The sequence below is a fragment of the Thalassotalea sediminis genome, from assembly GCF_030295915.1.
GTDB lineage: Bacteria > Pseudomonadota > Gammaproteobacteria > Enterobacterales > Alteromonadaceae > Thalassotalea_C > Thalassotalea_C sediminis.
The window spans coordinates 434,459-459,689 of sequence record NZ_AP027361.1; the positions used below are offsets into that span (position 1 = coordinate 434,459).

Sequence of the window (25,231 nt, forward strand, 5' to 3'; positions counted from 1 at the left end):
GGCTTGCTGGTGCGTGTTATAAACCTAGTAATTAACGCCCGAGTGATTAAGAGTGTTTATTAACCTCAGCGCTGGCTTGCATTAAGTCCAATTCTAGCATCGGTGAAGCGTCTATTTCATTGGCGTCCATCATTGTTGCGATACGCTGCATAGAGGAAAGCAGTAACGACTGTTCCCATTGTTCTAAATGACAAAATTTTTGAATGAAATGTTGTTGCAAAGGTTGTGGGGCGTTAATCAGACTATTCCTACCACTGTCAGATAAAAATAATGTGACTCTTCGCTTGTCTTCCGTACTTCGGATGCGCTCGATAAAGCCTCTACTTTCTAACCTATCAAGTATATTTGTTACCGTAGCCGCACTTAAATTAATCGACTTAGCTATCTGACTTGCTGTCACACCTTTAATGCGTGCAATTTCTTGCATAATTAAAAGTTGGGGACCCGTTAGGCCAGCAGATTTGTTTAATTGCTTTGAATGCAAATCAATCGCTCTTATTACTCTTCTGATCGCAACGAGTAGTTCTTCGTATTTTTCCATAGCAAAAACTTCGATTATTTAACGTTGTGGTAGCTTATACATTTCTTTTAATGTTGCATAGTAATAAGCGATGAAATTAGCTCGTTTGCTTGAATAATTACCACTTAAGCATATGAAAGCATAGTTAGCTAGTTTACAATAATCGTTTATTTTAAATGTTTTAACTTGCAGATTTTATGACTTTACTTCTCACATACTTGGCTATTGCAATAGGTGTGTCGTTTTTATGTTCAATTCTTGAGGCAGTATTACTGTCTGTAACACCAAGCTTTGTCGAAAATATTCAAAAAGAAAAACCACTCGGTGGTAAGGTGTTAAATCAAGTAAAAGATAACATCGACAAATCAATTTCAAGTATTTTGATCCTTAATACTTTTGCCCATACTATGGGGGCTGCTGGTGTAGGTGCTCAAGCTATTAGAGTGTTTGGTGAAGAAAAAGAAACCTTAATTGCATTTTTGTTAACGTTAGCTATCCTTTATTTCTCAGAAATTATTCCTAAAACGATTGGCGCTAAGTTCTGGCGTAACTTAGCTATTCCATCAGCTTATGTCATCAACTTTCTAGTCAAAGTTGTATATCCGTTAGTGTGGTTTTCATCGCTGTTAACACGCCTATTTGATAAAAATAAAACGGATGTTGTTTCTCGTGATGAAATAAGAGCGTTTGCTGCGCTTGGTCATAAAGATGGATCGCTTTTTTATCAGGAAAACCAACTCGTTGAAAATATATTAACGTTAAGGGATGTTAAAGCAGAAGATATTTTGACGCCTCGAAGTGTTGTACATGCGCTTGATGAAACATTAACAATCTCTGAAGCACTTGCCGCTGAACAAACGGCGAGTTTTACGCGTATTCCAGTATATACCGGTTCTGTCGATAATATTACCGGCGTTATTATCAAAGGAACGCTCTACGAGCTAGAGCGTCAGGGGCGAGGTGAAACTCAACTTATTGATATTAAACAGGCGCTTCATCGTATTTCTGAAAGTTTGCCGGTGTTACCGTTGCTTGATATTTTTATTAAACGTCATGAACATATTTTTTTAGTTGAAGATCATTTTGGGCAAACGGCAGGCGTTGTAACCCTTGAAGATGCGATAGAGACATTTTTGGGGCGTGAAATCATTGACGAAAGCGACCAAGTGGAAGATATGCAAATGTTGGCTAAAGCAAAGTTTCGCCAACGTTTGAAATCTAGCAATAGTAAAATTTCTGAAAACGAAGACGATGAGTAGGTAAGTTTCTGCGTGGTTAAAAGCAAAGAAAATACAGCTGCATCAAGTATAAAAAAACGTTCTAAACTCGCTCGTTTTAGCTTTTTTATGCTCAAGGTTACGCTTTTATTTACCGTAGTATTAGCGTTTTACACGCTATATTTAGATGCGCGGGTTGTTGAAAAATTCGAAGGACAACGTTGGCAAATTCCTGTTCAAGTTTATGGCAAGGTACAAGAGTACCAGCTTGGTAGCGTCATTGATTTTAAGCATTTAAAAGCAGAGTTATCGTTGATGGGGTATCAGCGGGTAACAAAAGTATCTAAACCTGGTCAATTTGCGTTATCAAAAAAACGTATTATTGTTTATCGGCGCGCATTTGATTTCGGCGCTGGTATCGAATATCCGCAAAAAATTATGATCGATATAAATAACATTGGTGATGAACAAAGGGTTGAAAACCTCTATATCGATGAACAACCGTCCTCTTCAATTGTTTTGGAACCCTATTTAATCGATCGTATCATTCCAGAAAATAAAGAAGATCGTGTACTCGTGCCGTTGCAGTCTGTGCCAGAAAGATTACTGGATACTTTATTGCTCGTAGAGGATCGCGATTTTTACCATCACGCGGGTATTTCACCACTTGGAATTTTACGAGCGTTATACAGTAATATTCAGGCAGGTAGAACCGTGCAAGGCGGTAGTACCTTAACGCAACAACTGGTTAAAAACATGTACTTATCTCGTGAGAAAACGATTTGGCGCAAAGCTAATGAAGCAATTATGGCGCTATTACTTGAGTACCGCTATAGCAAAGATCAGTTACTAGAAGCTTATATTAATGAGGTTTATTTAGGTCAACATTTTGCTAATGGTATATATGGTTTTGGTTTAGCAGCAGAGTTTTATTTTGGCAAAAGCGTTGCCCAGTTATCAGATGAACAAATGGCAACATTAGTTGGCGTAATTAAAGGGCCTAGTTATTATGATCCTTGGCGTTATGCTTCGCGTGTAAAAAAACGCCGAGATCTCGTATTAAAACTCATGTTTAAACAAGATTATTTGACTAAGGCTGAATATTTAGCCGCGATAGAAAGTGACTTATCGGTCCGTAAATCTCGTCGATTAATTAAAAATAAACAAAAATTCCCAGCTTATTTACAGTTAGTAAAAAAAGAACTTGGCACTTTGTTACCACCAGAGTTGCAAGCGTCAGGCATACGTGTTTTTACGTCTTTTTCTTTGCATACACAGACCTTAATGGAAAAAAAGGTTAACCAACAACTTGAAAGTTTAGCGGGCGATAAAGCGCATGAGCTAGAAACAGCAATGATAGTGACGGCGCGAAAAACAGGTGCAGTGAAAGGCGTTGTAGGTGGTAAAGAGAGTGGTTATGCCGGCTTTAACCGTGCGTTACACGCTAAGCGACCGATTGGTTCGTTGATCAAACCCGCAATATATTTAGCAGCACTTGAACGTTATCAAGATTATCAATTGGCAACGATACTTGATGACAAAAAAATTAGTTTTGAAGCTGATAACGGTGATGTTTGGCAGCCTAAAAATTATGATGGCAAATTTCGTGGTCAGGTTTCCTTACTTGATAGCCTCGTCAAGTCGCTCAATATACCGACGGTTAACTTAGGCATGGCACTTGGTTTAGAAAGCGTTGCCGAAGTGGTGCATTTGTTGGGGTATGATAGTGATATTACGCTCAGACCTTCAATGCTGCTGGGTTCAATAAATATGTCTCCCTACCAAGTGAGTCAATTTTATTTGCCGATCGTTAACCAAGGTTATGCGGTGCAAAGTCACGCTGTTGAGAAAATAATGTCTGCGCAAGGTGAAACATTGTATGAATTTTTTGCTGAACCAGTACCCTATTTTTCAGAGCAAGCGACTTATCTTGTTGATTATGCATTAACGAAAGTGGCTACTGAAGGGACGGCTAAGTCGCTTAGTTGGCGTCTAAAAGACAAAGTACTTGCGGGAAAAACTGGTACGACTAATGATCAGCGTGATAGTTGGTTTGTTGGTTATGACAAAAGGCATTTAATCACCACTTGGATTGGTCGAGATGATAACAAACAAACTAACCTGACCGGCAGTTCAGGTGCTTTAGTTTTGTTTGCAGATTTTTTAAATAGCTACGGTGCTCAAAGTAAAGACAGCACTATGCCTAATGATATAGAAGTATTACCTTTTGATTCAAAAACAGGGCTCGCAATGGCAGTAGAATGCCAGAAAAATGTACACATGCCAGCTATCGCAAGAGGCTTAACTAAGCAGTACTCGTGCTTGGAGCCACAGCCTGAAAAGAAAAAGAAATCTTGGCTTGAACGCTTGTTCGGTGAATAGCTTTTTAATGACATCCATTTTAAGTTGTTTGGCGAGATTCAACCATGATTATGTGGTTAAGTAATTATTATCAGTTTTTTTTGCTAATCCCCCCTATAAACCGCTTTATTTCCTTGTAAAAATCAGGGCTTTTCTTTATGATCGGAAAAATTTTTTTATCGCTAAGTTTATTTGTTTGAAAAAGAATCAACGCTTTGGCTATGCTTAGAGAGCAACAAGAATTCTAACTTTAAATAAATAATACAAATTTTGGAGATGTTGGATGAGCAATGCGCCTGTGAATAACAGCCGTCGACGCTTTTTAACTGCTGCTACTTCGGTAGTTGGTGGTGTTGGCGCTGTCGGTGTGGCTGTGCCTTTCATTGGCTCCTGGAACCCAAGTGAGCGTGCGAAAGCCGCAGGGGCACCAGTTGAAGTCAATGTAGGTAAGGTTGAACCCGGTCAATTAATCCGTGCTGAATGGCGCGGTAAGCCAGTTTATGTCGTACGTCGTACTGATGAAACAATTAATACTTTAGCGAATCATGAAGATCAACTTCGTGATCCTAAGTCTGCCGAACCTCAACAGCCTGAATATGCGGCTAATGAGTACCGCTCAATTAAACCTGAAATAATGGTGGCATTAGGTGTTTGTACTCACTTAGGTTGTGCTCCAACTTATCGTAAAGGTGATTTTGAAGAAGTAGTAGAAGGCGTTAAAAATGGATTCTACTGTCCTTGTCACGGTTCTAAATTTGATATGGCAGGTCGTGTTTTCTCTGGCGTTCCAGCACCACTAAACCTTGTAGTTCCTGAGCATTCATTCCCTACTGAAGACACCTTGTTAATTGGTGTTAGCCAAGGAGACGCATAATGGAAAACTTTATGGCTTGGATTGAAAAACGTTTGCCATTTATGGATGCCATGAACAAGCATGCTATCCAATATCCGGCACCGAAAAACTTTAACTTTTGGTATGTTTTCGGAATTTTGGCGACAGTAGTATTAGTTAACCAAATCCTAACGGGTATCTGGTTAACTATGAATTATGAACCATCAGGTGCAGGCGCTTTTGCTTCAATCGAATATATCATGCGTGATGTTGATTACGGCTGGTTGCTACGTTATATGCATTCAACAGGTGCATCGGCATTCTTCATTGTTGTATATCTGCATATGTTCCGTGGCCTGATGTATGGTTCTTACCAAAAACCACGTGAATTGCTGTGGATTTTTGGTATGTTTATTTTCCTTGTACTTATGGCTGAAGCCTTTATGGGTTACTTGTTACCATGGGGTAATATGTCGTATTGGGGAGCGCAGGTAATTATATCGCTATTCGGCGCGATACCTTTAGTGGGTGAGGAATTGACTATTTGGATCAAGGGTGACTATGTTATCTCTGGTGCAACGTTGAATCGTTTCTTTGCTTTACATGTTATTGCTCTACCATTAGTGCTTTGTGTCTTGGTATTTTTACATATTATTGCGTTGCATGAAGTTGGTTCTAACAACCCTGACGGTACTGATATTAAAAAACCAAAGGGTAGTGTGCCTGAAGAAGAACAAAGTAAATTTACGTTCCATAAACAATATACTAAAAAGTATGACATTGTTGATGCGGTACCTTTCCACCCTTATTACACCGTTAAAGACTTGGTTGCTGTAATTATTTTCTTGATTGGTTTTTCATGGGTTATGTTTTTTGCGCCAGAAGGTGGCGGGTACTTCATTGAAGCACCAAACTTTGAACCTGCTAACGGCTTGAAAACGCCAGAGCATATTGTACCTGTATGGTATTTTGGTCCTTTCTTCACTATTTTGAGGGTAGTACCAGACAAGCTATTCGGTATGATAACCATGTTTGCTGCAATCGGTATGCTATTCGCGTTACCTTGGTTTGACCGCGGTACGGTTAAGTCAATCCGTTATCGTAGTAAAGCGCATCTACTTAACTTAACGCAGTTTGCGATTAGTTTCATTGTCTTGGGTGTGCTAGGTACTATGCCGGCAACTGATTTGGCGAACTTAATTGGTCGAATTGCGAGTTTAGGCTACTTTGGCTTCTTTATCTTACTGTGGTTCTACAGTAAAAATGAAAAAACCAAACCAGTACCAGAGAGGGTGACAGGATAATGAGAAAGTTAATTGTAACACTATTAGCGTGTGCCCCTTTCTTAGCAATTGCTGCTGGGGGCTCATTGCCACTAGATAAAGCGAATAATGATTTATCAGATAAGGCATCATTAAAGCGTGGTTTTGAATCGTACTTAAAGTATTGTTTAGGTTGCCACCAACTGCAATATCAACGTTATAACCGCACTTTTCGTGATTTAGGTATTAGCGAAGCAGAAGGTAAAGAAAAGTATATGCCAACAGGTGAAAAACCTGGTGACCATATTACTAATACTATGCCTGCGAAAGATGCTGCAGCTTGGTTTGGTTCTACACCACCAGACTTAACGTTAGAAGCACGTTTTAGAAGTCCTGATTATATTTATACGTATTTACGTTCATTCTATGTAGATGAGAATCGTCCGTTTGGCGTTAATAATAAAATCTTTAAAGATGTAGCGATGCCACATGTTTTACAGGGTTTACAGGGTATACAAACCTTAGATGAAAATGGTCATTTGACACCTGCTGTTGGTGGTACAATGTCACCAGAAGAATACGATGAGTTTGTGCGCGATTTAACGAACTTCTTGGAGTATGTTGCAGAGCCAAACAAGCTGGAACGTGAACAACTTGGTTATTACGTTATCGGATTTTTATTTATTCTTCTAATATTCTCTTATCTACTTAAGAAAGAATATTGGAGAGATGTGCATTAATTTGCGCATCAACAAGGCGTAATGTTATTTGGGGGCTCTGCCCCCATTGTTAGTTATAATTGAATATTTTTTGGAGGCGAAATGGCCGTTGCTGCAAATAAACGCTCTGTCATGAACTTATATTCACATGCAGATGATATGTATAGTCATCAAACACGCATTGTGTTGGCAGAAAAAGGCGTTGGTGTAGATATCCACTTAGTTGATATGGCGAATTTGCCTGAGGATTTATTAGACTTAAATCCGTACGGAACCGTGCCAACATTAATCGATCGCGAATTAGCACTTTATGAAGCGTCTATCATTATTGAGTACTTAGATGAGCGATTTCCTCATCCACCATTGATGCCTGTTTACCCAGTGTCTCGTGGTCGTAGTCGTTTAATGATGCATAGGATTGAACAAGACTGGTATAGCCTTGCACGCTTAATCATGAACGGTACTGCTGATGAAGCAACAAAAGCACGTAAAGAACTTGCTGAAAGTTTATTAAGCATTGCTCCTATTTTAAATGAAGCACCATACTTTATGAGTGAAGAGTTTAGCTTAGTTGATTGTTATCTAGCGCCGCTATTATGGCGTTTACCTGTTTTTGGTATTGAGTTAGAAGGTGCTGGTTCTAAAGAGCTTAAAACTTACATGTTACGTGTATTTGAACGTGATTCATTCCAAGCGTCGTTAACTGAAGCTGAGCGTGAGCTTCGCTATGGTGCCGCGGTATAATGTCTGTTGAAATGACTTCATCAAAGCCCTACATTGTTAGGGCTTTTTATGATTGGATTTGTGATAACAGCTTAACACCTTATATTGCCGTTGATGTAAATGTATACGGTGTGTTGGTACCAATGGCATTTGTATCGGATGATCAAATCATTCTTAATATCGCGCCATCTGCTGTTGGCTCTATTTCACTTGAAGGTGATAAAATTGAGTTTACAGCAAGATTCGGCGGAAAGTTAGAACATTTAACCGTGCCTTTCGGTGCTATAGCCGCTATCTATGCAAAAGAAAATGGTGCTGGTACTTCATTGGCAATTGAACATCCACCTACAGAAGAAGATATTTGTCTTACACCTGTAAGTGCTGTTGACAATGACGACGATGATCCTGAGCCCACACCTCCGACAAAACCTCGAGGTCGAGCTAGCTTAAAAGTGGTCAAATAAAAAAAACACTCATAGGAGTGTTTTTTTATGACTTCAAAGATTCGATGCTAACAATACGCTAACCTTCGACGATTTCAAACATTTTAAAAACACGATTTACACCACCAACATGGCGTGCAATTTCAACGGCGCTACTAGCGAGTTTATTACTGACTAACCCCATTAAAAATACTTCACCATTTTCAGTTACAACTTTAACGTTATTCGCGTCAAAATCGTCTTTTTTAAATAATGCTGTTTTAACCTTTGATGTTAACCATACATCATTACTGCGTGTTGCCAGTGACGTCACGTTACTTATGCGTATTTGATCATGAATATAGTCAACACCATTGACTTGGTTGATGGTTTTTATCGCGAGATCTTTTAAGTAGGTATTAGGCGCTTGCCCTACAACAAGTACTTTACCATTAACACTGACGACTTGAAGGTGCGTGTTATCTGATATACCTGCGACATTGGCGAGTTTAGCATGAGCTGCTATTTCAATTTTCTGATCATCAATTTGATTGCCAATTGAGCGATTGTCTGTAACGACACTCGCGCCACCCACAACCCCTACAACGGCTGCTGCAACACAACCTTGTAACATAGAAACGGTAGCGAGTAGCAATAATCCATTCGTTGCTTTCATAGGTTATTTATTCTTCGTCTTGCGGAAATAAGGTTGAATCAATAATATCGCATAAACAATGTATAACAACTAGATGAACTTCTTGAATACGTGCAGTACGTGAAGACGGTACGCGAATTTCTACGTCATTCTCACCAAGCAAACCAGCGATATCGCCACCATCTTTGCCTGTTAGGGCAATAATTGGCATATCGCGAGCCACTGCCGCTTCTATCGCTTTAATAACATTGCGAGAATTACCACTTGTTGAGATGGCAAGTAAAACATCACCAGCATTACCTAATGCTCGAACTTGCTTGGAAAAGACTTCATCATAATGATAGTCATTTGCTATTGATGTGATTGTAGAGCTATCTGTAGTTAATGCAATGGCAGGTAGACTTGGTCGTTCAGTTTCATAACGGTTAAGAAGCTCTGCAGAGAAATGTTGTGCATCGCCAGCTGAACCTCCGTTACCACATGACAATATCTTGTGACCTCCTAATAAAGATTGAACCATTATTAAAGAAGCTTGTTCTATAGGGCCTGCAAGCGCTTCACTCGCGGCGATTTTTGTTTGAATACTTTCAGTAAAGTTACTTTTGATGCGCTCTAACATTGTTAAATTGGCTCCTAAAAATCGAGTCAAAAGGCGTTTTTCAGCCAAATTATTTCGGGAATATTACCGCCTTCGATAGCGACGATATCAAATCGACAGGCAGTATTATAAGCGTTTAGACCTTGTTGTTGCAGAAAAAATGCTGCTGTTTTGCGAATTTTTTCTTGTTTTGCTATACCTATTGCTGAAATTGCACCACCAAAGCGTTTGTTTTTTCGATATTTTACTTCTACAAATACTATGGTGTTGCCCTCTTTCATGATCAAGTCTATTTCACCCAATCTGCCATGAAAATTTGCTTGAATAAAGGTGAGTTGTTGTTGCTTCAAGTATTTAAGTGCTTGTGCCTCCCAATAATCACCTTGGCTTGGCATTGTACTTTGTGCTAATGCTTTATCATGTTTATTCGATATCAATTTCTTCTACCCGATCCTTTTGGTAGGTCCCCCACAGCAGACTGCGAGTTAATACGCCTTGTTGGTTTAATTTTAATACGCCTGTTTGTCCATAATGGCGTATATAAGGTTGTTGTTTAAAAACAGTAAACTTTTTAATCAGAGCATAGCTATCATACCCCATCGCAAATATACGTTCTAAACTGTCACTTCTATCAGGCCAAACTTGAGAGCTGAGTTGTTTGAGTGATTGATTTTGTTGCTTACTACGTAATTGCCAAGGCATTTCGGTAAACGATAAGCCTGAAAGGTCGCGACTGTCACTTTTATCGCTATTGTCACTATGGCTTCTGGAGCTTGCAAATACAGGAATTGCACGGGCAAAAGGTGAAATATTAACATCAATGTAAGGCTTTAGTAACCGCGTTTCATTGGGTGAAGCAACGATATAGATCATGTCAATATCAAGACGATTTCGCTCTTGTGTTTTAAGTTGTTGACGTATGCGTCTGTCAATATCTCTGATGCGCTTTTTACTCTTATCTAGCTCGAGTGTACTCTCTAATTTTTCCTGCACTTTACTCGCATCTTCAAAGACGATTACCTCCGGCGACTTACCGTTAATTCGTTGCCACTGGGCACTAAATGTTTTAGCTATGCGTTCACTAATGCTGTCTTGTTGAGCAAATACAATGGGTGAGGTAAAGTTACGTCTACTTAACGTAGTTGCTGCTTGAATTGCTTCATCTTCAGGGTTCATTGACAATACCATATGGTTATCTTTTAATGCCTGATTTTGTGGTAGGTTTAATAATAATGTCGGCAAGGTTAATGAAGATTGTGATAAATAGGTATCGACATTCTGCTTTAACAATGGACCAATCACATGATCTATATTGAGCTCAGCAAGTTGCTCCGCAAGCAACTGAAAATCAACCGTTGAAGTATCTATGAAATGTAATGCGGTTTCTCGATTATTGTTATATGCCGCTAATATACCTTGTTGTGCAGTTTCACCTGCTGCCTTTTGTTTTCCTGTTAAGGGTAATAGAACGGCTATGTTGTGTTCGTCATCTTCATCTTGTACTGTCTCGCTTGATAAACTAGCGATAACGGTATTAGCAGGGTGATCGCGGTAATCGCGTTGCCATTGTGTTAAATAACGATTAAAAGTCGCGGGTTGATAGCCAAAGCGATGTGCAAAATTAAGTAATTGCTTCCAACCGGTAAAATAAGGAGGATTTAACTGTGTTAAAAGCTCAACTTCCCACTGCGATAACTTGTTTAAATCGAGCCAAACTTGTTGTGCTTGCTGCTGATACACTTCTTTATTTGCTAATGCTAAACCGCGTAATTTAGCGTCTAATGATGCTAAAGGTAGAGCCCTTTGCTGTTGTATCGCTGATAAAAGATAATAATATTCTTCAGGTTGAGAGGAGCCATCAAGCCATTTTTCTGCTTCTAAAAGGTGTAGATATGCTTTTTCAAGCTCACCTAAATTTAACAAGCTTTGGGCGCTAATTAACGTAAGTTGGTATTTAACTGCGAATCGGTCTGTTAGTGGTTGAATTTGTTTCGCGAGCCATAACGCTTTTTTGTTTTCATTTTCATTGATCAATTGGCGTGCTGCCTTTACCAATAAAGCTGTCGCTTGTTCTCCCTTTGTTTTCTCAGCCTGCGCTAAGTAATCTTGTGAAGATTCTGTTAGGGCTTCACTGGCGATAATTTGTTGCTGCGTTTGTGTTTGCTTTGCCTTTTTTACGGGTTTTGTCGCGCAACTTGCTAGTAATAATAATATGGCGACGAATACAACACTGAGCAAACTTTTTACGGTAAAGTAATGATATGTCACTAACAAGCCTTACAATTGATGGATCTTTTTGATTGATATTGCTTTATAATAAACGCCAAACACTTTTGGCTCAACAGAACTATTTAAATGACTTTACCAGAAGAGAACGCCGGAACATTGTTTATTGTTGCAACCCCAATAGGCAATCTTGGTGATATTAGCCAACGAGCTATAGATACTTTACGTGATGTGGATATTATCGCATGTGAAGACACTCGACATACCAAAAAGCTTTTGTCCGCTTTTTCTATTAATGGAAAAACGATGTCTCTGCACGATCACAATGAACGTCAAAAGCAAGAGTATATTGGTGAGCAGCTAACCGCAGGTAATAATGTCGCGTTAGTGTCAGATGCGGGAACGCCACTTATTAGTGATCCTGGATTTCACCTAGTGCGTTATTGTCGACAGCTAGGTCTCAACGTTTCGCCAGTTCCAGGCGCTTGTGCTGCTATAGCAGCTTTATCTGTTGCAGGATTACCGACGGACAGGTTTGCGTTTGAAGGTTTTCTACCATCAAAATCTGGTGCAAGACAGGCAACATTGCAAAATGTAGCCAATGAAACAAGAACAATGGTTTTCTATGATGCACCTCGAAGAGCAATAGATACAGTCGCTGATATTGTTACCGTTTTAGGCGAGGAACGTTATATCGTAATCGCGCGAGAATTAACCAAAACCTTTGAAACTATACACTCAGCGAAAGCAGGTGAAATGCATGCTTGGTTATCAAACGATCCTAATCAATTAAAAGGTGAGATGGTTTTGATTATTGAAGGAATGACAGCGTCAGCCTCAGAAATTACAGCTGACGTTGAGCGTGCATTAAAAAGAGTGTTAAAAGAATTACCGCCGAAGAAAGCCTGTGCGGTTATCGCAGATTTATACAGTGTAAATAAAAAGGCATTGTATGAGTTAAGTTTAAGCTATAAATAGCGGTAATATGCAGATGAGTAGATTTTAATAGGAGTAATAGCGTGGCGTCACACGGAACCCATCAAATTGTGCGGCAAGACAATATATTGTTGGTAAAACTCATTGGGAGTTTCAATGAAACTGGCGTTCACGCTTACGTAGATGCAGTGAAAAAACACATTGCAGCTATACATGGAAAAGGCTTTGCGATGCTAATTAATGATACGGAAGTTGATGGTGGCACGCCAGAAGCTTATCAAGTACTGAATGATTACAATAATTGGTTGAACTCTCAGCCAGTTATTGCCAAAGCCTTTGTGCTAGAGTCACTCGCTTTGAAGCATATTATATTAGCTCGAACACCTGCACTGAAAAAGCAAAATATTGAGTTTTTCGCCGATGATAACAGCGCTATAGCTTGGCTTAAAACCCAGTTAGAAGAGTAAATAAATGATTAAATTACTCAGTTTTTTTTCTCGCATGTCGACCGTAGAGCTTATTATGGCACTACGAGGTATGTCGATTATACTTCAAGTTTTTCTACTGTTATTTGTAAATTTGGCATTAAATTACCAATTGCCTTGGTTACCCATGTTCATCGTTATTGGAGTAGAGTTAGCCTTCAATATAGCGAGCTTTGTACAAACCAGAACTACAAGTCATTCAAGTAAGCACCTTGTATTGGTGCAGCTTTTAGCTGACGTTATGTTCTTAGGTTGCTTATTATATTTTAGTGGAGGGGCAACAAACGCCTTCATTTCGTTATTTCTTGTGCCCATTGCAATTGCGGCGATTACATTGCCATTTTTGGGGTGTCTTGCCATATCGTCCTGTGCCATTGTTATTTACTCTATATTATTGTGGACCATGCCAATGCATGTTATGCATGGAAATATGGAAGGTCATTTCATTGGCATGTGGTTAAATTTCCTTTTTTCTGCGCTCGTGCTTTCGCTCGTTGTAGGCTATTTAGCTCGTACCATTGCTGGTCGTGAAAAAACGATTGCACAATATCGTGAGCAACAATTAAAAAAGGAGCGAATTATTGCGCTAGGGGTTGCTTCTGCGCAGGTTACACATAATTTAGCAACGCCCTTAGCTACATTGCAATTATTGACAGAAGAGCTTAAAGAAGAGGCACATGTTGATCCTGCTTTAGTGGCAGACATTACCCAACAGGTGGCACGTTGTTCACAAAGCTTACGTGCTTTTAGAGCAACATCTGAGCAGATTAAAACAAATGAAAAACATACAATTGCTTGTACGTTGTTGCTAAAGCAAATAAAAAGTCACTGTCAATTAACTTACCCAAATGTGAGTTTTCAATTTATTAACAATGCTGAAACAGCCAATATTGCTATAGATGGTTCGTTTATTCCTGCAGTTGTTAACGTGATTGATAATGCCGTGCATGCTAGCCAAGAAAGTGAACATAATGTTATTGAAATTGAATCAAGCATAAAGCAGCACGAGTGGTGTTTATCAATTCGAGATTATGGCACTGGGTTTATCGTTGAACAATTAAAAGAACTGGGGGACTTCCCTCAAATAAGTGAGCATGGCTTAGGTGTTGCGATTATGTTGAGTAACGCGAGCCTTGAACGATTATCAGGTAAACTGTGGTTAGATAATCATCAATCAGGTGGTGCGGTTGTTGTGATTTCTATGCCATTAAAAGAGACATTGCCGCCATGAAAGTACTGCTTATAGAAGATGATCAAGCGTATGCTTCTGTACTGTCACGACGTTTGAGTAAGTACAAACTTACTGTTGAACATAGTGAAAATAACAGTGATGCTTTATTGAAAGTGAGGTCTTTTAAGCCAGATGCGATCCTGTTAGATATGCATTTAGCGGGAGAGAGTGGCTTAACACTTATTTCACCTATAAAGCATGTATTACCTTTTTGCCGCATTATTCTGTTAACCGGGTATGCCAGCATTGCTACGGCGGTAAAGGCAATTAAATTAGGGGCTGATGATTACTTAGCGAAACCTATAGATACTGATACATTGTTAAAAACACTCGACGTAAGTGATCAAAATATCGCGACTGAATTTACTCACGTGCCTAAACACTTAAGTGCAGAGCAAGCAGAATGGGAACATATTCAGCAAGTATTGCGAGCCAATGATGGCAATATTTCCGCGGCTGCACGTCATCTTTCAATGCACAGAAGAACGTTACAACGAAAGTTAAAAAAACGCCCTAGCTTTATTAGTAAAAACTAGGGCGTAAGGGTATAGACAGATGTCTATATGCGGAACTTAGAATGATAGTGTGGCCGTTAACCAAACGCTTCTTTCTGTGCTTGGTATGCGAGACATTGGCGATATATCACTGCCATTAACGCGGTTGTATGCAGACAAGTGATCTTGATATTCGCGATTTGTTAAATTTTTAACGCCAAAATTAAGGCTGAGTTGATTGGCGAGTTGGTAATCACCAACGATATCGATATAACCATAGCCTGCAGTGGATTTTTCATGGTTTAAGGTGGCGACATTATCTTGTGAAGCAAAGGCATGTAAGCGAGTTGTAACTTGCCACCCATCCCCTTGGTAACTCAAAGCGAGATGACCATTAAGTGGAGCAACACGATAGAGGTTATCATCAATATCCTTACGTTTTCCTCTAACATAGCTCACAGTCGTTGAAAGTTGCCAGTACTCTCCAAGTTGGTAAACTAATTGTCCATCAAAGCCTGATAACTGTGCATCCACGTTAGAAAATTGCAATACCGTGTCACTGTTCATCATCATTTTTGCCAACATATTGACCGGCATATTCATATTTGGCATTCCCTGTATATAGTCATTAATACGGGTATAAAAAATATCACCGACAAACATAAAATTATCCGTTTGATATGTTGTGCCTATATTTATTTGATTAGCGGTTTCACTCTCTAAGTTAACGTTTCCAAGGTAAGTATTTCCATCTGCAAGTCCGGCAGTTGCTTCCATTGGTAACCACAAGTATCGTTCTTGATAACTTGGTGCTCGTTGCTTTTGGGCAATGGAAATGAGTAATTGCGTATTATGTATTTTGGGGAGTAACCAATCTAAGGTTAAGTCTGTATTTGTGTCATTCTGGTGGCGATCACCTTGATTAAAAGAGGTGACTAGCTCTTTTATGGTGGGGTTCATCATCGCCATATGATGGCTGACGTTGTCCGCTTTGGCGGAGATACGTTTAACTCTCGCACCAAGTGTTACTGTATGTGCCAAATAGTGTTGTTGATACTCCCCGAACAAACTAATTTTTTTATCTTTAATATTGTTAAAGTTTGCAATATTAAACATCATATTATTTGGGTTGGTAATGGTCGCATCGTGTGTTGATTGGTATCCATCAAACCCTAACGTCCATGCGTTATTTTTCCAATCAATGGTAAACGAAGTCGTTTCAGATTGTGCGTGATTGCTGCGATGCATTGTTGGCATCATATTCATGCGCTGTTGAAAGTTGTCCATTTTATGATCAGCATCAATAAAGCCAAGCTGCCAACTTAACTCACCCTTTGCGAGAGCGTGCTTGCCATATAGTTGTGTACGATGTGTGTAGATAAAATCAATATCCATGGGCAGTGAAGGTGTACCTGCCTCATGGGTGTCGTTATAGTGATAATTAACACCTAAGGTGGCATCGTTAAAGCGTACTGCGCCTGAAAACCCTGATTGTGTTTTGGTATAGCCTGTTGGTGTAATGACCCTGCCATCTGCGGCAGTTAGGTGTTCTGCCATTCTCGTATCTATATAAGCCATTAATGCAGCTTTGTTTGTGCTTAGGTTTATCAAACCTGCGGTATTTTTTGATTCGCCATTTTCTTGATAGCCAATACGCACATCTCCAGAAAGTAATGCATGCGTTGTTTCTGAAAAATGTGCCTGTTTAAGCGTGGTATTGATTGATCCACCAAGTGATTCGATACCCGAAGTGACCGAAGCAATACCACGTTGCATGGTAATGCTATCAGTGATAATCGCTGGACTATAGCTCAGCGGTGTGTCCATTGCATTTGGTCCCGCTCCGATAATATGTTGCCCACCGACTTGCGTGGCAACGCGATCACCGTACAGTCCACGATATTGAACAATACCCGTTAAGCTGCCATTTTTATTAACATTAGCACCTGCAATTAAGCGTAAATTGTCGGAAATGTCGGCATGTTGCACTTCTGTTTCCACAACAGCGATACGTTCAGTTGTTCTTTCACCAAGAACAACTATCTGTTCTATGTCATCAGCAGTTGCATTGTATGGGGTTAATAGAACCAGTGGGAAAGCCATTACAAGCGATTTAGTCAGTTGATTTAAGGTTTTCATCTTGGGCAGAGTACTTCAAAAAGATGGTTAATTTATGCAGGCTATATTTCTTCAAAGCTTACTGAAAAACAACAAGAAAACCCTAAAGTGCGACAATATGTCACAGGCTTAGTTAATCGACAATTTCGCTTTACATTAAAAATAATAAGTAGCAAGTACAAGTATGTTTTGTTGTTGTTTAGATATTGGGGTAGAATGCGCCCCGAGTTAGCCAGACAATCGCTGCTTGTTCGTTGTATTTATTGTTTCGATAATAAATAGACAGGACAAGGGGAGGAAAGTCCGGGCTCCAAAGAGCAGGGTGCCAGATAACGTCTGGGCGGCGCAAGCCGACGACAAGTGCAGCAGAGAGAAGACCGCCGATGGCTACTTTCTATTTAGGTAGAGAGTAGCACAGGTAAGGGTGAAAGGGTGCGGTAAGAGCGCACCGGGCGACTAGCAATAGTTTGCAGCAGGGTAAACTCCACCCGGAGCAAGACCAAATAGGGTTTCATACGGCGTGGCTCGCGTTGAAACCGGGTAGGTTGCTTGAGCTATGGAGCGATCCATAGCCTAGACGAATGATTGTCCACGACAGAACCCGGCTTATGTGTTAACTCACTTTTTCTTAAACCCTGATGGTAACATCAGGGTTTTTCTTTTTAGACAATCAATTGTCTACGACGCTTATACCTCAGCGAAAGCGACTTATCGGCTAACTCAAAATTTTAGTAATTGTTTTTTCTATATGTTAATCAAGCAGAATCATAAATTTTCTTATATTTCAAACTTTTAAAGGTAAAGTTTCGCCGCTGTTTTACTTTTCAACCTCTTTAAACTCGCTAACACACCCCCTTATTTTTTAATCACTTTTCATCTGTGATTCTAACTAATTCATTTGGTACTTTTATCAAATTTAAAAAGAACAATACTTATGCTTCAAACTGGCTTGAATTTAGTTAAATTCCAGCCATTAGTTATCGTAGAAATCATTATAACCACCGTAGTGTTATTTGGTGTAAATAGTTAACTCTTTGTAATATAAGAAAATATACCATTATTTGTTTGTTTTTCTTGATAATTAGTAAAAACACTTGACTTATTATTTTTGACTACTTAATGTGTTTACAGTGCATTTTATTCTCACTGCAAGTTTGTTTTACGGTTACCGTAGCTGACAAAAAATGCTCAAAAAAACACCTCAAAAAGCTGTTGAAGTGTGATTAACCATGACGGAACTACACAAAACGGAAACTACAAATTATGAACAACAAGATTAAATATATAGCCACTTGTATTTGCTTAACTATGGGTGGACAAGCCCAACTAGCAAATGCGGGCGATATGACCAACTTTTTAGATGCACTACGTGGATTTGAGTCTGGTTTACCAGATGCAACCGATGCCATCGTAAATGCCTATCAAGCTGACTACAACAATGATAGTGCTCGTACTTATAGCTACTTAAAAAAGGACAGTTTTGGTAATGACATTCCTGGTCGAATCGACTTAGCATGTGACGGTAGTGTTGTTGGCGAAACCCATTCAGTAAAAAGATATTTTCAAAAGTTAGACGTTGATCGTTTCTACGACAACAATGCTTCTTTAGAAGAGCGTAAACGCATGATCCGAAAAATGCAGTATAGTTCACTTAATGCATGGGGTTTTGTTGGTTATCAAAATGGTGAAGCGACACTAATCGACTCTGGTTATTATATTCCTATAACGGAAAATGGCCTGAGTAAATACTATTCTGCACGTCCAGCTAGTGAATGGGCTGCAACAGGTACTGGTCGTCAAAGTGAAGACACATGTACTGGCGTTAAAGAAACCATTACGTTCATGTGGCCAGGAGGTACGGTTCAACTAATTACACCGCAGGTTAATGAATGGCTTGGAACTTTTAGTGGTAAAGACGACATTTATCATTTTGATGATATGCGCATTCCCGCTAAACAAGAGCAAATTATTCGTGCCTTAATGCGTTCAAACTACATAAAATTTCGCAACTTGATGCAAGAAAGAGGCAAAGATTGGTCTGATATTTTAGGAACAAGTTACGACTACAAACACATAGAAAACGGTCAACAAGTTATTAAAACTACCACAATTACTATGTCAGGTATTATTGCTGCAACTCATTTGCGTGGAGCATTGGGTGTGATTTTAGCGATTTTTGAAGGTACTGATTCTGGCGATGAAACTGGCACAACCGCTGGCTTTTATATGGACATGTTCCAAGGTCATGATACTGTATTTGATACTCCGAGCAATGACCAAATTTCAGGTACCGAACATACTGAAACACTTTTTGCCGGTTGGGGAAATGATACGGTTACAACTGGCGGCGGCATTGACCAAATTGTTATTCAAAAGCATGCTGCTGGTAACAATCAAACGGTTATCAATGATTTTACCCTTGGCAAAGATCGCATTTCTTTAGGCGTTGAGTGGACAGGTGCGCCATTGGATCAAATGACCATTGCTAGCACGAGTGACCAAACAGGTACTATTCTAACACTTCCAGGAAATCAAAGTATTTTGCTACAAGGGGTTCCTAGTAGTAGTTTACCAACAGATATGGATGAGTATATTGTCCATACACAAACCGTTGTTATGGACTGGAGCCCAAGAGATACAGTTACTGGCTTCCGTCCTATGATTGATAAGATAGTTCCAGACCGACATGTTGCTGTATCTAACTTGTCTGCATGGGAAAATGCCGATGGTCATCTTGAGATAGGGTTTGATTCTTGGGCAAGAATTGAGTTTGTTGGTCTTAAATTAACAGATCTTACGGCAGAAATGTTTTCTGAAATGTCTGGTGATATCTCGCAGTTAGGCGGTATTACTATTCCTGCGCGACCTGTCATAACTGCAAATGGAGCAAGTAATGCAACTAGTGGTGCTACGATAAACGTAACGGGCACAGTTTCTGGCTCGAATGATTATCAATGGACGCAAGTTGAACCACTTTCTCCACAAGCGACGATTGCTTCCCCTAGTTCGCTGACTACGGCTATTACTTTGCCAAACGTTAGCAAGACCACGGAATTTTATTTCCAACTTAAAGGTGTAAATGGTTTAGCAAGCAATGCGGCAACCCATGCGGTATTGGTGAGCAGCGACGGCAGCACAGGCAATAACGCGCCTACAGCGGTTCTTTCTACATCAGCAAGCAGTGTGGTTGAAGGGACAAGCATTGGTTTAACTGCTGCCAATTCTACAGATCCTGATGCCAATACAACATTAACGTATCAGTGGATCGCGACGCCTTCCAGTGCGGGTAGCTTTAGTTCGACCACTGCGGTTAGTCCAACGTTTACAGCCGCTGCTGTTGACGCCGATACCGATGTAAATATTGCTTTAACGGTAAGTGACGGTGAATTAAGTGATAGTACATCGGCTTGGGTAACGGTTACCGACTCAACATCAAATAGTGCGCCTAGTGCTATTGTATCAGCCTCGGCTTCTTCGGTAGTTGAAGGTGGCTCTGTAAACTTAACAGGTTCAAACTCAACTGATCCAGACGCAAATACCACCTTGACTTATCAGTGGAGTGTTTCACCTGCTGGTGCTGGTAGCTTTAGTTCGGCGACTGCGGCAGATCCTATATTTACTGCTTCGGAAGTCTCGACAGATACAGTGGCAAATATCAGTTTGACGGTTAATGATGGGGAACTGACTAACACAGCTACTGTGACAGTTAATGTTACTATGAGTCAATCGAACAACGCCCCAACTGCAGTTGTTTCCGCTTCTTCATCTAGTGTTGTTGAAGGTAATAGTGTTAGCCTAACGGGTTCTAATTCTACAGATCCCGATGCAAATACAACATTAACTTATCAATGGAGTGTTTCACCAGCTAGTGTTGGTACCTTTAGCTCGGCTACCGCTGCAAATCCAATGTTCATAGCATCGAATGTTTCTTCGGATATTGTTGCAACGATAACGTTAACAGTTAGTGATGGTGAGCTTAGTGATTCAGCATCAACATCTGTGACCGTGGCTAATGATACTGGTACCACAATTACACCTTGGGTTGCAGGCCAGACCGTTGTTGAAAATGGTGACATTGTTTCTTACAACGGTTTATGTTTCATGGCTCAAAATAATCCAGGCGTGTGGGAAGCACCAACACCAGCATCGACTTGGTTCTGGAGTGAAGTTTCATGTAACTCAGGCGGTAACAGCGCACCAACGGCTGTAGCTTCCTCTTCAGCGGCTAGTGTGCAAGAGGGTAATGTTGTTACGTTAACGGGCTCAGATTCTACAGATCCAGACGCAAATACAACCTTGACTTATCAGTGGAGTGTGTCACCTGCAAGTGCTGGTAACTTTAGCTCTAATACTGCGGCAACTCCAACATTTACCGCAGCCGATGTGACAGCGAATACAACGGCTACTATCAGTTTGACGGTAAGTGATGGAGAGTTGAGCGATACCGATTCTGTTTCATTAACTATTACCGATTCATCAGCTACAAATAATGCGCCGACAGCGGACGTTTCATCTTCAGCTTCTAGTGTTTTAGAGGGTAACAGTGTTAGCTTAACGGGTTCTAATTCAACAGATCCTGATGCAAATACTACGTTGAGTTACCAGTGGAGTGTTTCACCTTCTAGTGCTGGTAGTTTCAGTTCGGCAACTGCCGCTAACCCAACCTTCACGGCAGCGAATGTTTCATCGGATACTGTGGCCACGATCACGTTAACAGTAAGCGATGGAGAGCTGAGTGATTCAGCGTCGACAACAGTGACCATTACTAATGACACTGGCACCACGATTACACCTTGGGTTGCAGGTCAAACAGCAGTCAACAATGGCGATGTTGTATCTCATAACGGTTCATGTTTTCAAGCGCAAAATAACCCAGGCGTTTGGGAAGAGCCAACATCTACTTCTACTTGGTTCTGGACCGAAGTTTCATGTAACTAAATATACTTGTATAAAAACTAAAATCAGCGGCTAATTTAGCCGCTTTTTTATTAGAGCTATATTTAAAGGGGCGTTAAACATATTCTTTAGCCTGATTTAAAGTAAAGTTTATATAATGTTTAATAATTAATCTTGATTATTTGCCTTGTCTAAAAACATCATAAATTGCCGTAAAAACAACCTCGAAAGTTCAACACGCTCTAGTGTCTCTTATTCAAATAACCTTGCGTTTTAATGTCGCGGCGTCAGGTCATCAGTCATTTAATATTATCCAACTTACCCGCCTTACATTATTTATAGATTTTGAATCATTCTTTTTATTTTACGTTGAATAATTAATAGCTGTAATGCATTACTTGATAATGACGTGAACGACTGAGTTACAGCATATTTCAAAGACTATATGATATTTAAGGCGTCGATTTTGATACTTTTTCATTGCGGCTACCTTTAGGTAATCGATCATTACATTATCTAATGGGTAAGGGGTGAGATAAAAGTAGGTAATTACCTATCAGCCAATTGTTTGATAAACCATCCCAAAGCGGGTGATTAGATGTTATCAATGCTTCTAAAAGGATATTATATCTTCACAAAGTCTTATAAATATATGTGCATCTCAAGAAATGTATGAGTGTAAAGCGACTTAGCATTTTTTTATTGCTGAAAAGGGGAAAATACAGAGAAGGTAATCATGAAACGTATAAAGGAAAAAAGCCAGATCTTAATGACTCTGGCTAAAATTAAAGTGGTAATAAATTACCGCATTTTAATCGTTTAGTTTCACTGTTTACCAACAAAGTAAACGATTACTCATCATATAGTAGGAACGCGTGTAGAAACCTACTATATGAAAAGAGGGAGTGTTTAATTAGAACTTAACACTTGCGCCTAAATAATAGCGAGAACCAAATTCATCAACACTGTGGATGATGTTGTTATAATCTGGGTGACGCAATATTAAGGCTTCATTGGTTAGGTTAACCGCTTCTAGCGAGATATCGACATTTTCCAACACATGCCAAACAATCGAAGCATCAACTTGACTATATGAGTCGTTAACACTGCCACTGCCGCTTCCGTTGTACTGGCGCATCCAATCATCGCGATAGTTATAGGCAATTCGAGCACTAAAGTTATCGTCTTCATAGTAAGCAGACAGATTAAATGAATTTTCAGACACTTCATTTAACGGCACTGTTTTACCCGCTGAATTAGTGACTTCACTGTCGGTATAGGTATAGTTACCTTGAACACCGAATCCATTGTCAAAATCATGCTGCACTTGTAATTCGATACCTGTTACATCAGCGGTACCTACGTTACGTGAACGGGTTACTAAACAAGTGTCAGAACAACCAGCATAAGGTTCAGTCGCGGCTGTTGTTTCAATATAGTCACTGATGTTTTTAATGAACATGGTTGCCGCGACAACTGAAGCTTCATCAAAATACCATTCTAAACCAATATCATATTGGTCGGCTTTGTAAGGATCTAAGTCTGGGCTACCGACAGTTGCCGTGCCAAAGCTCACGGAAATGGTTTCAGCCATTTGCATATCATCATAATCAGGACGAGCTACCGTTGAACCAGCTGCAAAACGGAAGATAAGATCTTCAGAAATATCTGCGGCAATATTGACACTCGGTAAAAAGTTCGTGTAGTTTTTCTTACCTTGTGAAGGTACGCCATCAATGCTTCCCTTAGACAAAACGTCAGTATCTACATAACGCAGGCCGATATTGCCTCGGAAACCTTCGCCTTCAAAGTTCGCTTTTATGTAAGCAGCGGTAATATCTTCTTCGATAGAGAATTTACTTAAGGTTGTTGTGGTTGAAGCTTGGTTTTGTTCAGCGTAGTCCCATAAGCCGCGGTTTGCGATAGGAAATGCTGATAAGCTGCCGGCACGTCCTTCTTTACTATGTAAACCGTTAACAAAGCCACCATTGAAATCTGCTAACGTTAAGCCATCTGCTATTGCAGTGTTTACGTCGACATCACGATAATCTCCGCGTGATTCGAATGTTTGCTCTTGGAATTTTATACCCGCATCAATCGTGGTAAAAATACCGCTATTTAGCTGGTAGCTAAAATCTGATTGAAGATAGTCGATATCATTATCACGAACATAGTTAATGTAAGTAAATTCTTGGAAAATCTTAAAATTATCATGACTACTCATATAGTTTGGATTAGTCGGAATAATTTCAAGTGCACCACTGACGTCGTAGGTATAACCTGCATTGGCGGTGTTTTCGGTATCACCCCACCAGGTACTGCTTTGTTTTGTTCTACCTTCAGCCGTTGAACTACCAGCGACAAAACTCACTGTCCAATCGTCGGCGTTATAATCTACTGACAAATTAAGCGCGTCAGTTTGCATTTCAGGTGTACGCAATACCGTATTGTTAAATAGAGGTGCTAAACCTGGGCCACCGGCACCATTTGTTGTTGCGCGGGTAATTACATTTGAGCTGTTTTTGGTAATCGAATTGCTGTCAATTGTTCCAAACCCAACAATACCGAATAGTGCAGAGTTGTTGTGGTCATTGTTCAGTTCAAACAGGTTGTAGTTTAAGCTGAGCTCAAGATTATCATTCGGCGTATACTGCAAAGTAACTTGTGTACTTGAACGCTCTCTGTCTTCATCAAATAAAATAGATGACATAGCGGTATATGTCGCATGTGTGTTTCCTTGGTCATCAGCTAGATTGCCTGCACCTGGCGTACCAAAATTTGACAAAGTTTCTCGGTAAACCTTTGATTCTTCATTCGAGTAGGCAACTAATACACCAAATGTTTCATCTTCAGTTTTCCAGCTACCTAGTGCTGAATAGGCAGGATCCCATTCTTCTGCGCTATCATGATAAGCACCTTCAGCTGAAGCAAAGAAAGTACCTGCTTCTAAGTCTAGTGGTTTACGCGTTTTTAAGTTAACAGTACCACCGATAGCTCCTTCGTTGACATTCGCTTCGGCTGATTTGTATAAATCCATGCCTGAAATTTGTTCAGCGGCTAACATTTCAAAGTTAAAGCTACGGTTAATACCACCTAAGTCAAACCAACCAACACTGGCAACATTTTGGCCATTAAGCAGCACCATACTATGCTCTGGCGCTGTACCTCGAACGGTGACACCATTTACTTCGCCATAGGTTCTAACGACGGTAACGCCAGGGATGCGTTGCATCGCATCACCAATGTTTTTGTCAGGAAACTTACCAATATCCTCTGCGGATATAGAGTCTAAGACAGAGTCACTAAATCGCTTCGCGTTAAGTGCCTTGCTTAAGCTTCCGCGAATACCTTTTACTTCAATAACTTCAACGGCTTTTTTTGCTTCTTGCTCATTGGCAATTGCTTGACTTGAAATCATAGCAACTGAACCAAAAGACAAGCAGCATAATATTGCTGAATGCATTTTTGATTTTTTAAATTGTTTTACAGACATGTTGTTATTTTCCCTCAGTTAAATATCGTTCTAATTATTATGT

The 25,231-nt window shown here is 39.9% G+C and carries 19 protein-coding genes and 1 other RNA gene; 13 read left to right on the forward strand and 7 right to left on the reverse strand.

The window, feature by feature from the left end; translation table 11 throughout:
• Window positions 1–46 precede the first annotated feature (46 nt).
• Window positions 47–541, reverse strand: coding sequence for a MarR family winged helix-turn-helix transcriptional regulator (locus QUE09_RS01990; protein WP_286234532.1), 495 nt, complete (start codon window positions 539–541; stop codon window positions 47–49).
• Between the two features lie 176 nt (window positions 542–717).
• On the opposite strand from QUE09_RS01990, the gene QUE09_RS01995 reads away from it, so the two are divergent.
• From QUE09_RS01995 to QUE09_RS02025, 7 genes are all read left to right on the forward strand, one after another.
• Window positions 718–1,779: a CNNM domain-containing protein gene (locus QUE09_RS01995; RefSeq protein ID WP_286234533.1), complete on the forward strand. Its 1,062-nt coding sequence runs from the start codon at window positions 718–720 to the stop codon at window positions 1,777–1,779.
• Between the two features lie 12 nt (window positions 1,780–1,791).
• A complete protein-coding gene (gene mrcB, locus QUE09_RS02000; RefSeq protein WP_286234534.1) occupies window positions 1,792–4,119 on the forward strand; it encodes a penicillin-binding protein 1B in 2,328 nt (775 codons plus the stop codon).
• Between the two features lie 262 nt (window positions 4,120–4,381).
• Window positions 4,382–4,972, forward strand: a complete 591-nt coding sequence (petA, locus tag QUE09_RS02005) for a ubiquinol-cytochrome c reductase iron-sulfur subunit (RefSeq protein ID WP_286234535.1) — start codon at window positions 4,382–4,384, stop codon at window positions 4,970–4,972.
• Window positions 4,972–6,234 carry a cytochrome b gene (locus tag QUE09_RS02010; RefSeq protein WP_286234536.1) on the forward strand — a complete coding sequence of 421 codons (1,263 nt, stop codon included), beginning with the start codon at window positions 4,972–4,974 and terminating at the stop codon, window positions 6,232–6,234. The genes petA and QUE09_RS02010 overlap by 1 nt, the downstream gene beginning before the upstream one ends.
• Window positions 6,231–6,932, forward strand: a complete 702-nt coding sequence (locus QUE09_RS02015) for a cytochrome c1 (protein WP_286235864.1) — start codon at window positions 6,231–6,233, stop codon at window positions 6,930–6,932. Before QUE09_RS02010 ends, QUE09_RS02015 begins: the two co-directional genes overlap by 4 nt.
• A gap of 81 nt (window positions 6,933–7,013) precedes the next feature.
• Window positions 7,014–7,655, forward strand: a complete 642-nt coding sequence (sspA, locus tag QUE09_RS02020; RefSeq protein ID WP_286234537.1) for a stringent starvation protein SspA — start codon at window positions 7,014–7,016, stop codon at window positions 7,653–7,655.
• Entirely contained in the window at window positions 7,655–8,098 is a 444-nt protein-coding gene (locus QUE09_RS02025) for a ClpXP protease specificity-enhancing factor (RefSeq protein ID WP_286234538.1), read from the forward strand. Before sspA ends, QUE09_RS02025 begins: the two co-directional genes overlap by 1 nt.
• 58 nt (window positions 8,099–8,156) lie before the next feature.
• Here the strand turns inward: QUE09_RS02025 and QUE09_RS02030 are convergent, their stop codons facing one another.
• The 4 genes from QUE09_RS02030 to QUE09_RS02045 are packed head-to-tail and all read right to left on the reverse strand — an operon-like array spanning window position 8,157 to window position 11,577.
• Complete coding sequence (locus tag QUE09_RS02030; protein WP_286234539.1) at window positions 8,157–8,732, reverse strand: BON domain-containing protein; 576 nt, start codon at window positions 8,730–8,732, stop codon at window positions 8,157–8,159.
• A 7-nt stretch (window positions 8,733–8,739) separates the two neighbouring features.
• Complete coding sequence (locus QUE09_RS02035; protein WP_286234540.1) at window positions 8,740–9,330, reverse strand: phosphoheptose isomerase; 591 nt, start codon at window positions 9,328–9,330, stop codon at window positions 8,740–8,742.
• A 26-nt stretch (window positions 9,331–9,356) separates the two neighbouring features.
• Complete coding sequence (locus tag QUE09_RS02040; protein WP_286234541.1) at window positions 9,357–9,746, reverse strand: YraN family protein; 390 nt, start codon at window positions 9,744–9,746, stop codon at window positions 9,357–9,359.
• Window positions 9,733–11,577: a penicillin-binding protein activator gene (locus QUE09_RS02045; RefSeq protein ID WP_286234542.1), complete on the reverse strand. Its 1,845-nt coding sequence runs from the start codon at window positions 11,575–11,577 to the stop codon at window positions 9,733–9,735. The genes QUE09_RS02040 and QUE09_RS02045 overlap by 14 nt, the downstream gene beginning before the upstream one ends.
• A gap of 87 nt (window positions 11,578–11,664) precedes the next feature.
• On the opposite strand from QUE09_RS02045, the gene rsmI reads away from it, so the two are divergent.
• The 4 genes from rsmI to QUE09_RS02065 are packed head-to-tail and all read left to right on the forward strand — an operon-like array spanning window position 11,665 to window position 14,723.
• Complete coding sequence (rsmI, locus tag QUE09_RS02050; RefSeq protein WP_286234543.1) at window positions 11,665–12,513, forward strand: 16S rRNA (cytidine(1402)-2'-O)-methyltransferase; 849 nt, start codon at window positions 11,665–11,667, stop codon at window positions 12,511–12,513.
• 41 nt (window positions 12,514–12,554) lie between these two features.
• Entirely contained in the window at window positions 12,555–12,938 is a 384-nt protein-coding gene (locus QUE09_RS02055) for a hypothetical protein (RefSeq protein WP_286234544.1), read from the forward strand.
• A gap of 4 nt (window positions 12,939–12,942) precedes the next feature.
• Complete coding sequence (locus QUE09_RS02060) at window positions 12,943–14,187, forward strand: ATP-binding protein (protein WP_286234545.1); 1,245 nt, start codon at window positions 12,943–12,945, stop codon at window positions 14,185–14,187.
• On the forward strand, window positions 14,184–14,723 hold the full coding sequence (locus QUE09_RS02065; protein WP_286234546.1) for a response regulator transcription factor: 540 nt from the start codon (window positions 14,184–14,186) through the stop codon (window positions 14,721–14,723). Before QUE09_RS02060 ends, QUE09_RS02065 begins: the two co-directional genes overlap by 4 nt.
• 36 nt (window positions 14,724–14,759) lie before the next feature.
• Here QUE09_RS02065 and QUE09_RS02070 read toward each other — a convergent pair whose 3' ends face one another.
• Window positions 14,760–16,820 (reverse strand): TonB-dependent receptor, encoded by a 2,061-nt coding sequence (locus QUE09_RS02070; RefSeq protein WP_286234547.1) that lies wholly within the window; start codon window positions 16,818–16,820, stop codon window positions 14,760–14,762.
• Between the two features lie 203 nt (window positions 16,821–17,023).
• On the opposite strand from QUE09_RS02070, the gene rnpB reads away from it, so the two are divergent.
• Both rnpB and QUE09_RS02080 read left to right on the forward strand, forming a co-directional pair.
• An RNA gene (gene rnpB / locus QUE09_RS02075) (RNase P RNA component class A) lies at window positions 17,024–17,424 on the forward strand.
• Window positions 17,425–18,062: 638 nt separating this feature from the next.
• Window positions 18,063–21,737 carry a hypothetical protein gene (locus QUE09_RS02080; RefSeq protein ID WP_286234548.1) on the forward strand — a complete coding sequence of 1,225 codons (3,675 nt, stop codon included), beginning with the start codon at window positions 18,063–18,065 and terminating at the stop codon, window positions 21,735–21,737.
• 871 nt (window positions 21,738–22,608) lie between these two features.
• Here QUE09_RS02080 and QUE09_RS02085 read toward each other — a convergent pair.
• A complete protein-coding gene (locus tag QUE09_RS02085) occupies window positions 22,609–25,188 on the reverse strand; it encodes a TonB-dependent receptor (RefSeq protein ID WP_286234549.1) in 2,580 nt (859 codons plus the stop codon).
• Between the last annotated feature and the right edge of the window lie 43 nt (window positions 25,189–25,231).

Excerpts from the sequence above, each read along its gene's own strand:
- QUE09_RS02085 (WP_286234549.1), bottom strand. The coding sequence starts at position 25,188 with ATGTCTGTAAAACAATTTAAAAAATCAAAAATGCATTCAGCAATATTA.
- QUE09_RS01995 (WP_286234533.1), top strand. The coding sequence starts at position 718 with ATGACTTTACTTCTCACATACTTGGCTATTGCAATAGGTGTGTCGTTT.
- QUE09_RS02025 (WP_286234538.1), top strand. The coding sequence starts at position 7,655 with ATGTCTGTTGAAATGACTTCATCAAAGCCCTACATTGTTAGGGCTTTT.
- QUE09_RS01990 (WP_286234532.1), bottom strand. The coding sequence starts at position 541 with ATGGAAAAATACGAAGAACTACTCGTTGCGATCAGAAGAGTAATAAGA.
- QUE09_RS02030 (WP_286234539.1), bottom strand. The coding sequence starts at position 8,732 with ATGAAAGCAACGAATGGATTATTGCTACTCGCTACCGTTTCTATGTTA.
- QUE09_RS02035 (WP_286234540.1), bottom strand. The coding sequence starts at position 9,330 with ATGTTAGAGCGCATCAAAAGTAACTTTACTGAAAGTATTCAAACAAAA.
- QUE09_RS02060 (WP_286234545.1), top strand. The coding sequence starts at position 12,943 with ATGATTAAATTACTCAGTTTTTTTTCTCGCATGTCGACCGTAGAGCTT.
- QUE09_RS02070 (WP_286234547.1), bottom strand. The coding sequence starts at position 16,820 with ATGAAAACCTTAAATCAACTGACTAAATCGCTTGTAATGGCTTTCCCA.
- QUE09_RS02080 (WP_286234548.1), top strand. The coding sequence starts at position 18,063 with ATGAACAACAAGATTAAATATATAGCCACTTGTATTTGCTTAACTATG.
- QUE09_RS02010 (WP_286234536.1), top strand. The coding sequence starts at position 4,972 with ATGGAAAACTTTATGGCTTGGATTGAAAAACGTTTGCCATTTATGGAT.
- rsmI (WP_286234543.1), top strand. The coding sequence starts at position 11,665 with ATGACTTTACCAGAAGAGAACGCCGGAACATTGTTTATTGTTGCAACC.
- QUE09_RS02065 (WP_286234546.1), top strand. The coding sequence starts at position 14,184 with ATGAAAGTACTGCTTATAGAAGATGATCAAGCGTATGCTTCTGTACTG.
- petA (WP_286234535.1), top strand. The coding sequence starts at position 4,382 with ATGAGCAATGCGCCTGTGAATAACAGCCGTCGACGCTTTTTAACTGCT.
- sspA (WP_286234537.1), top strand. The coding sequence starts at position 7,014 with ATGGCCGTTGCTGCAAATAAACGCTCTGTCATGAACTTATATTCACAT.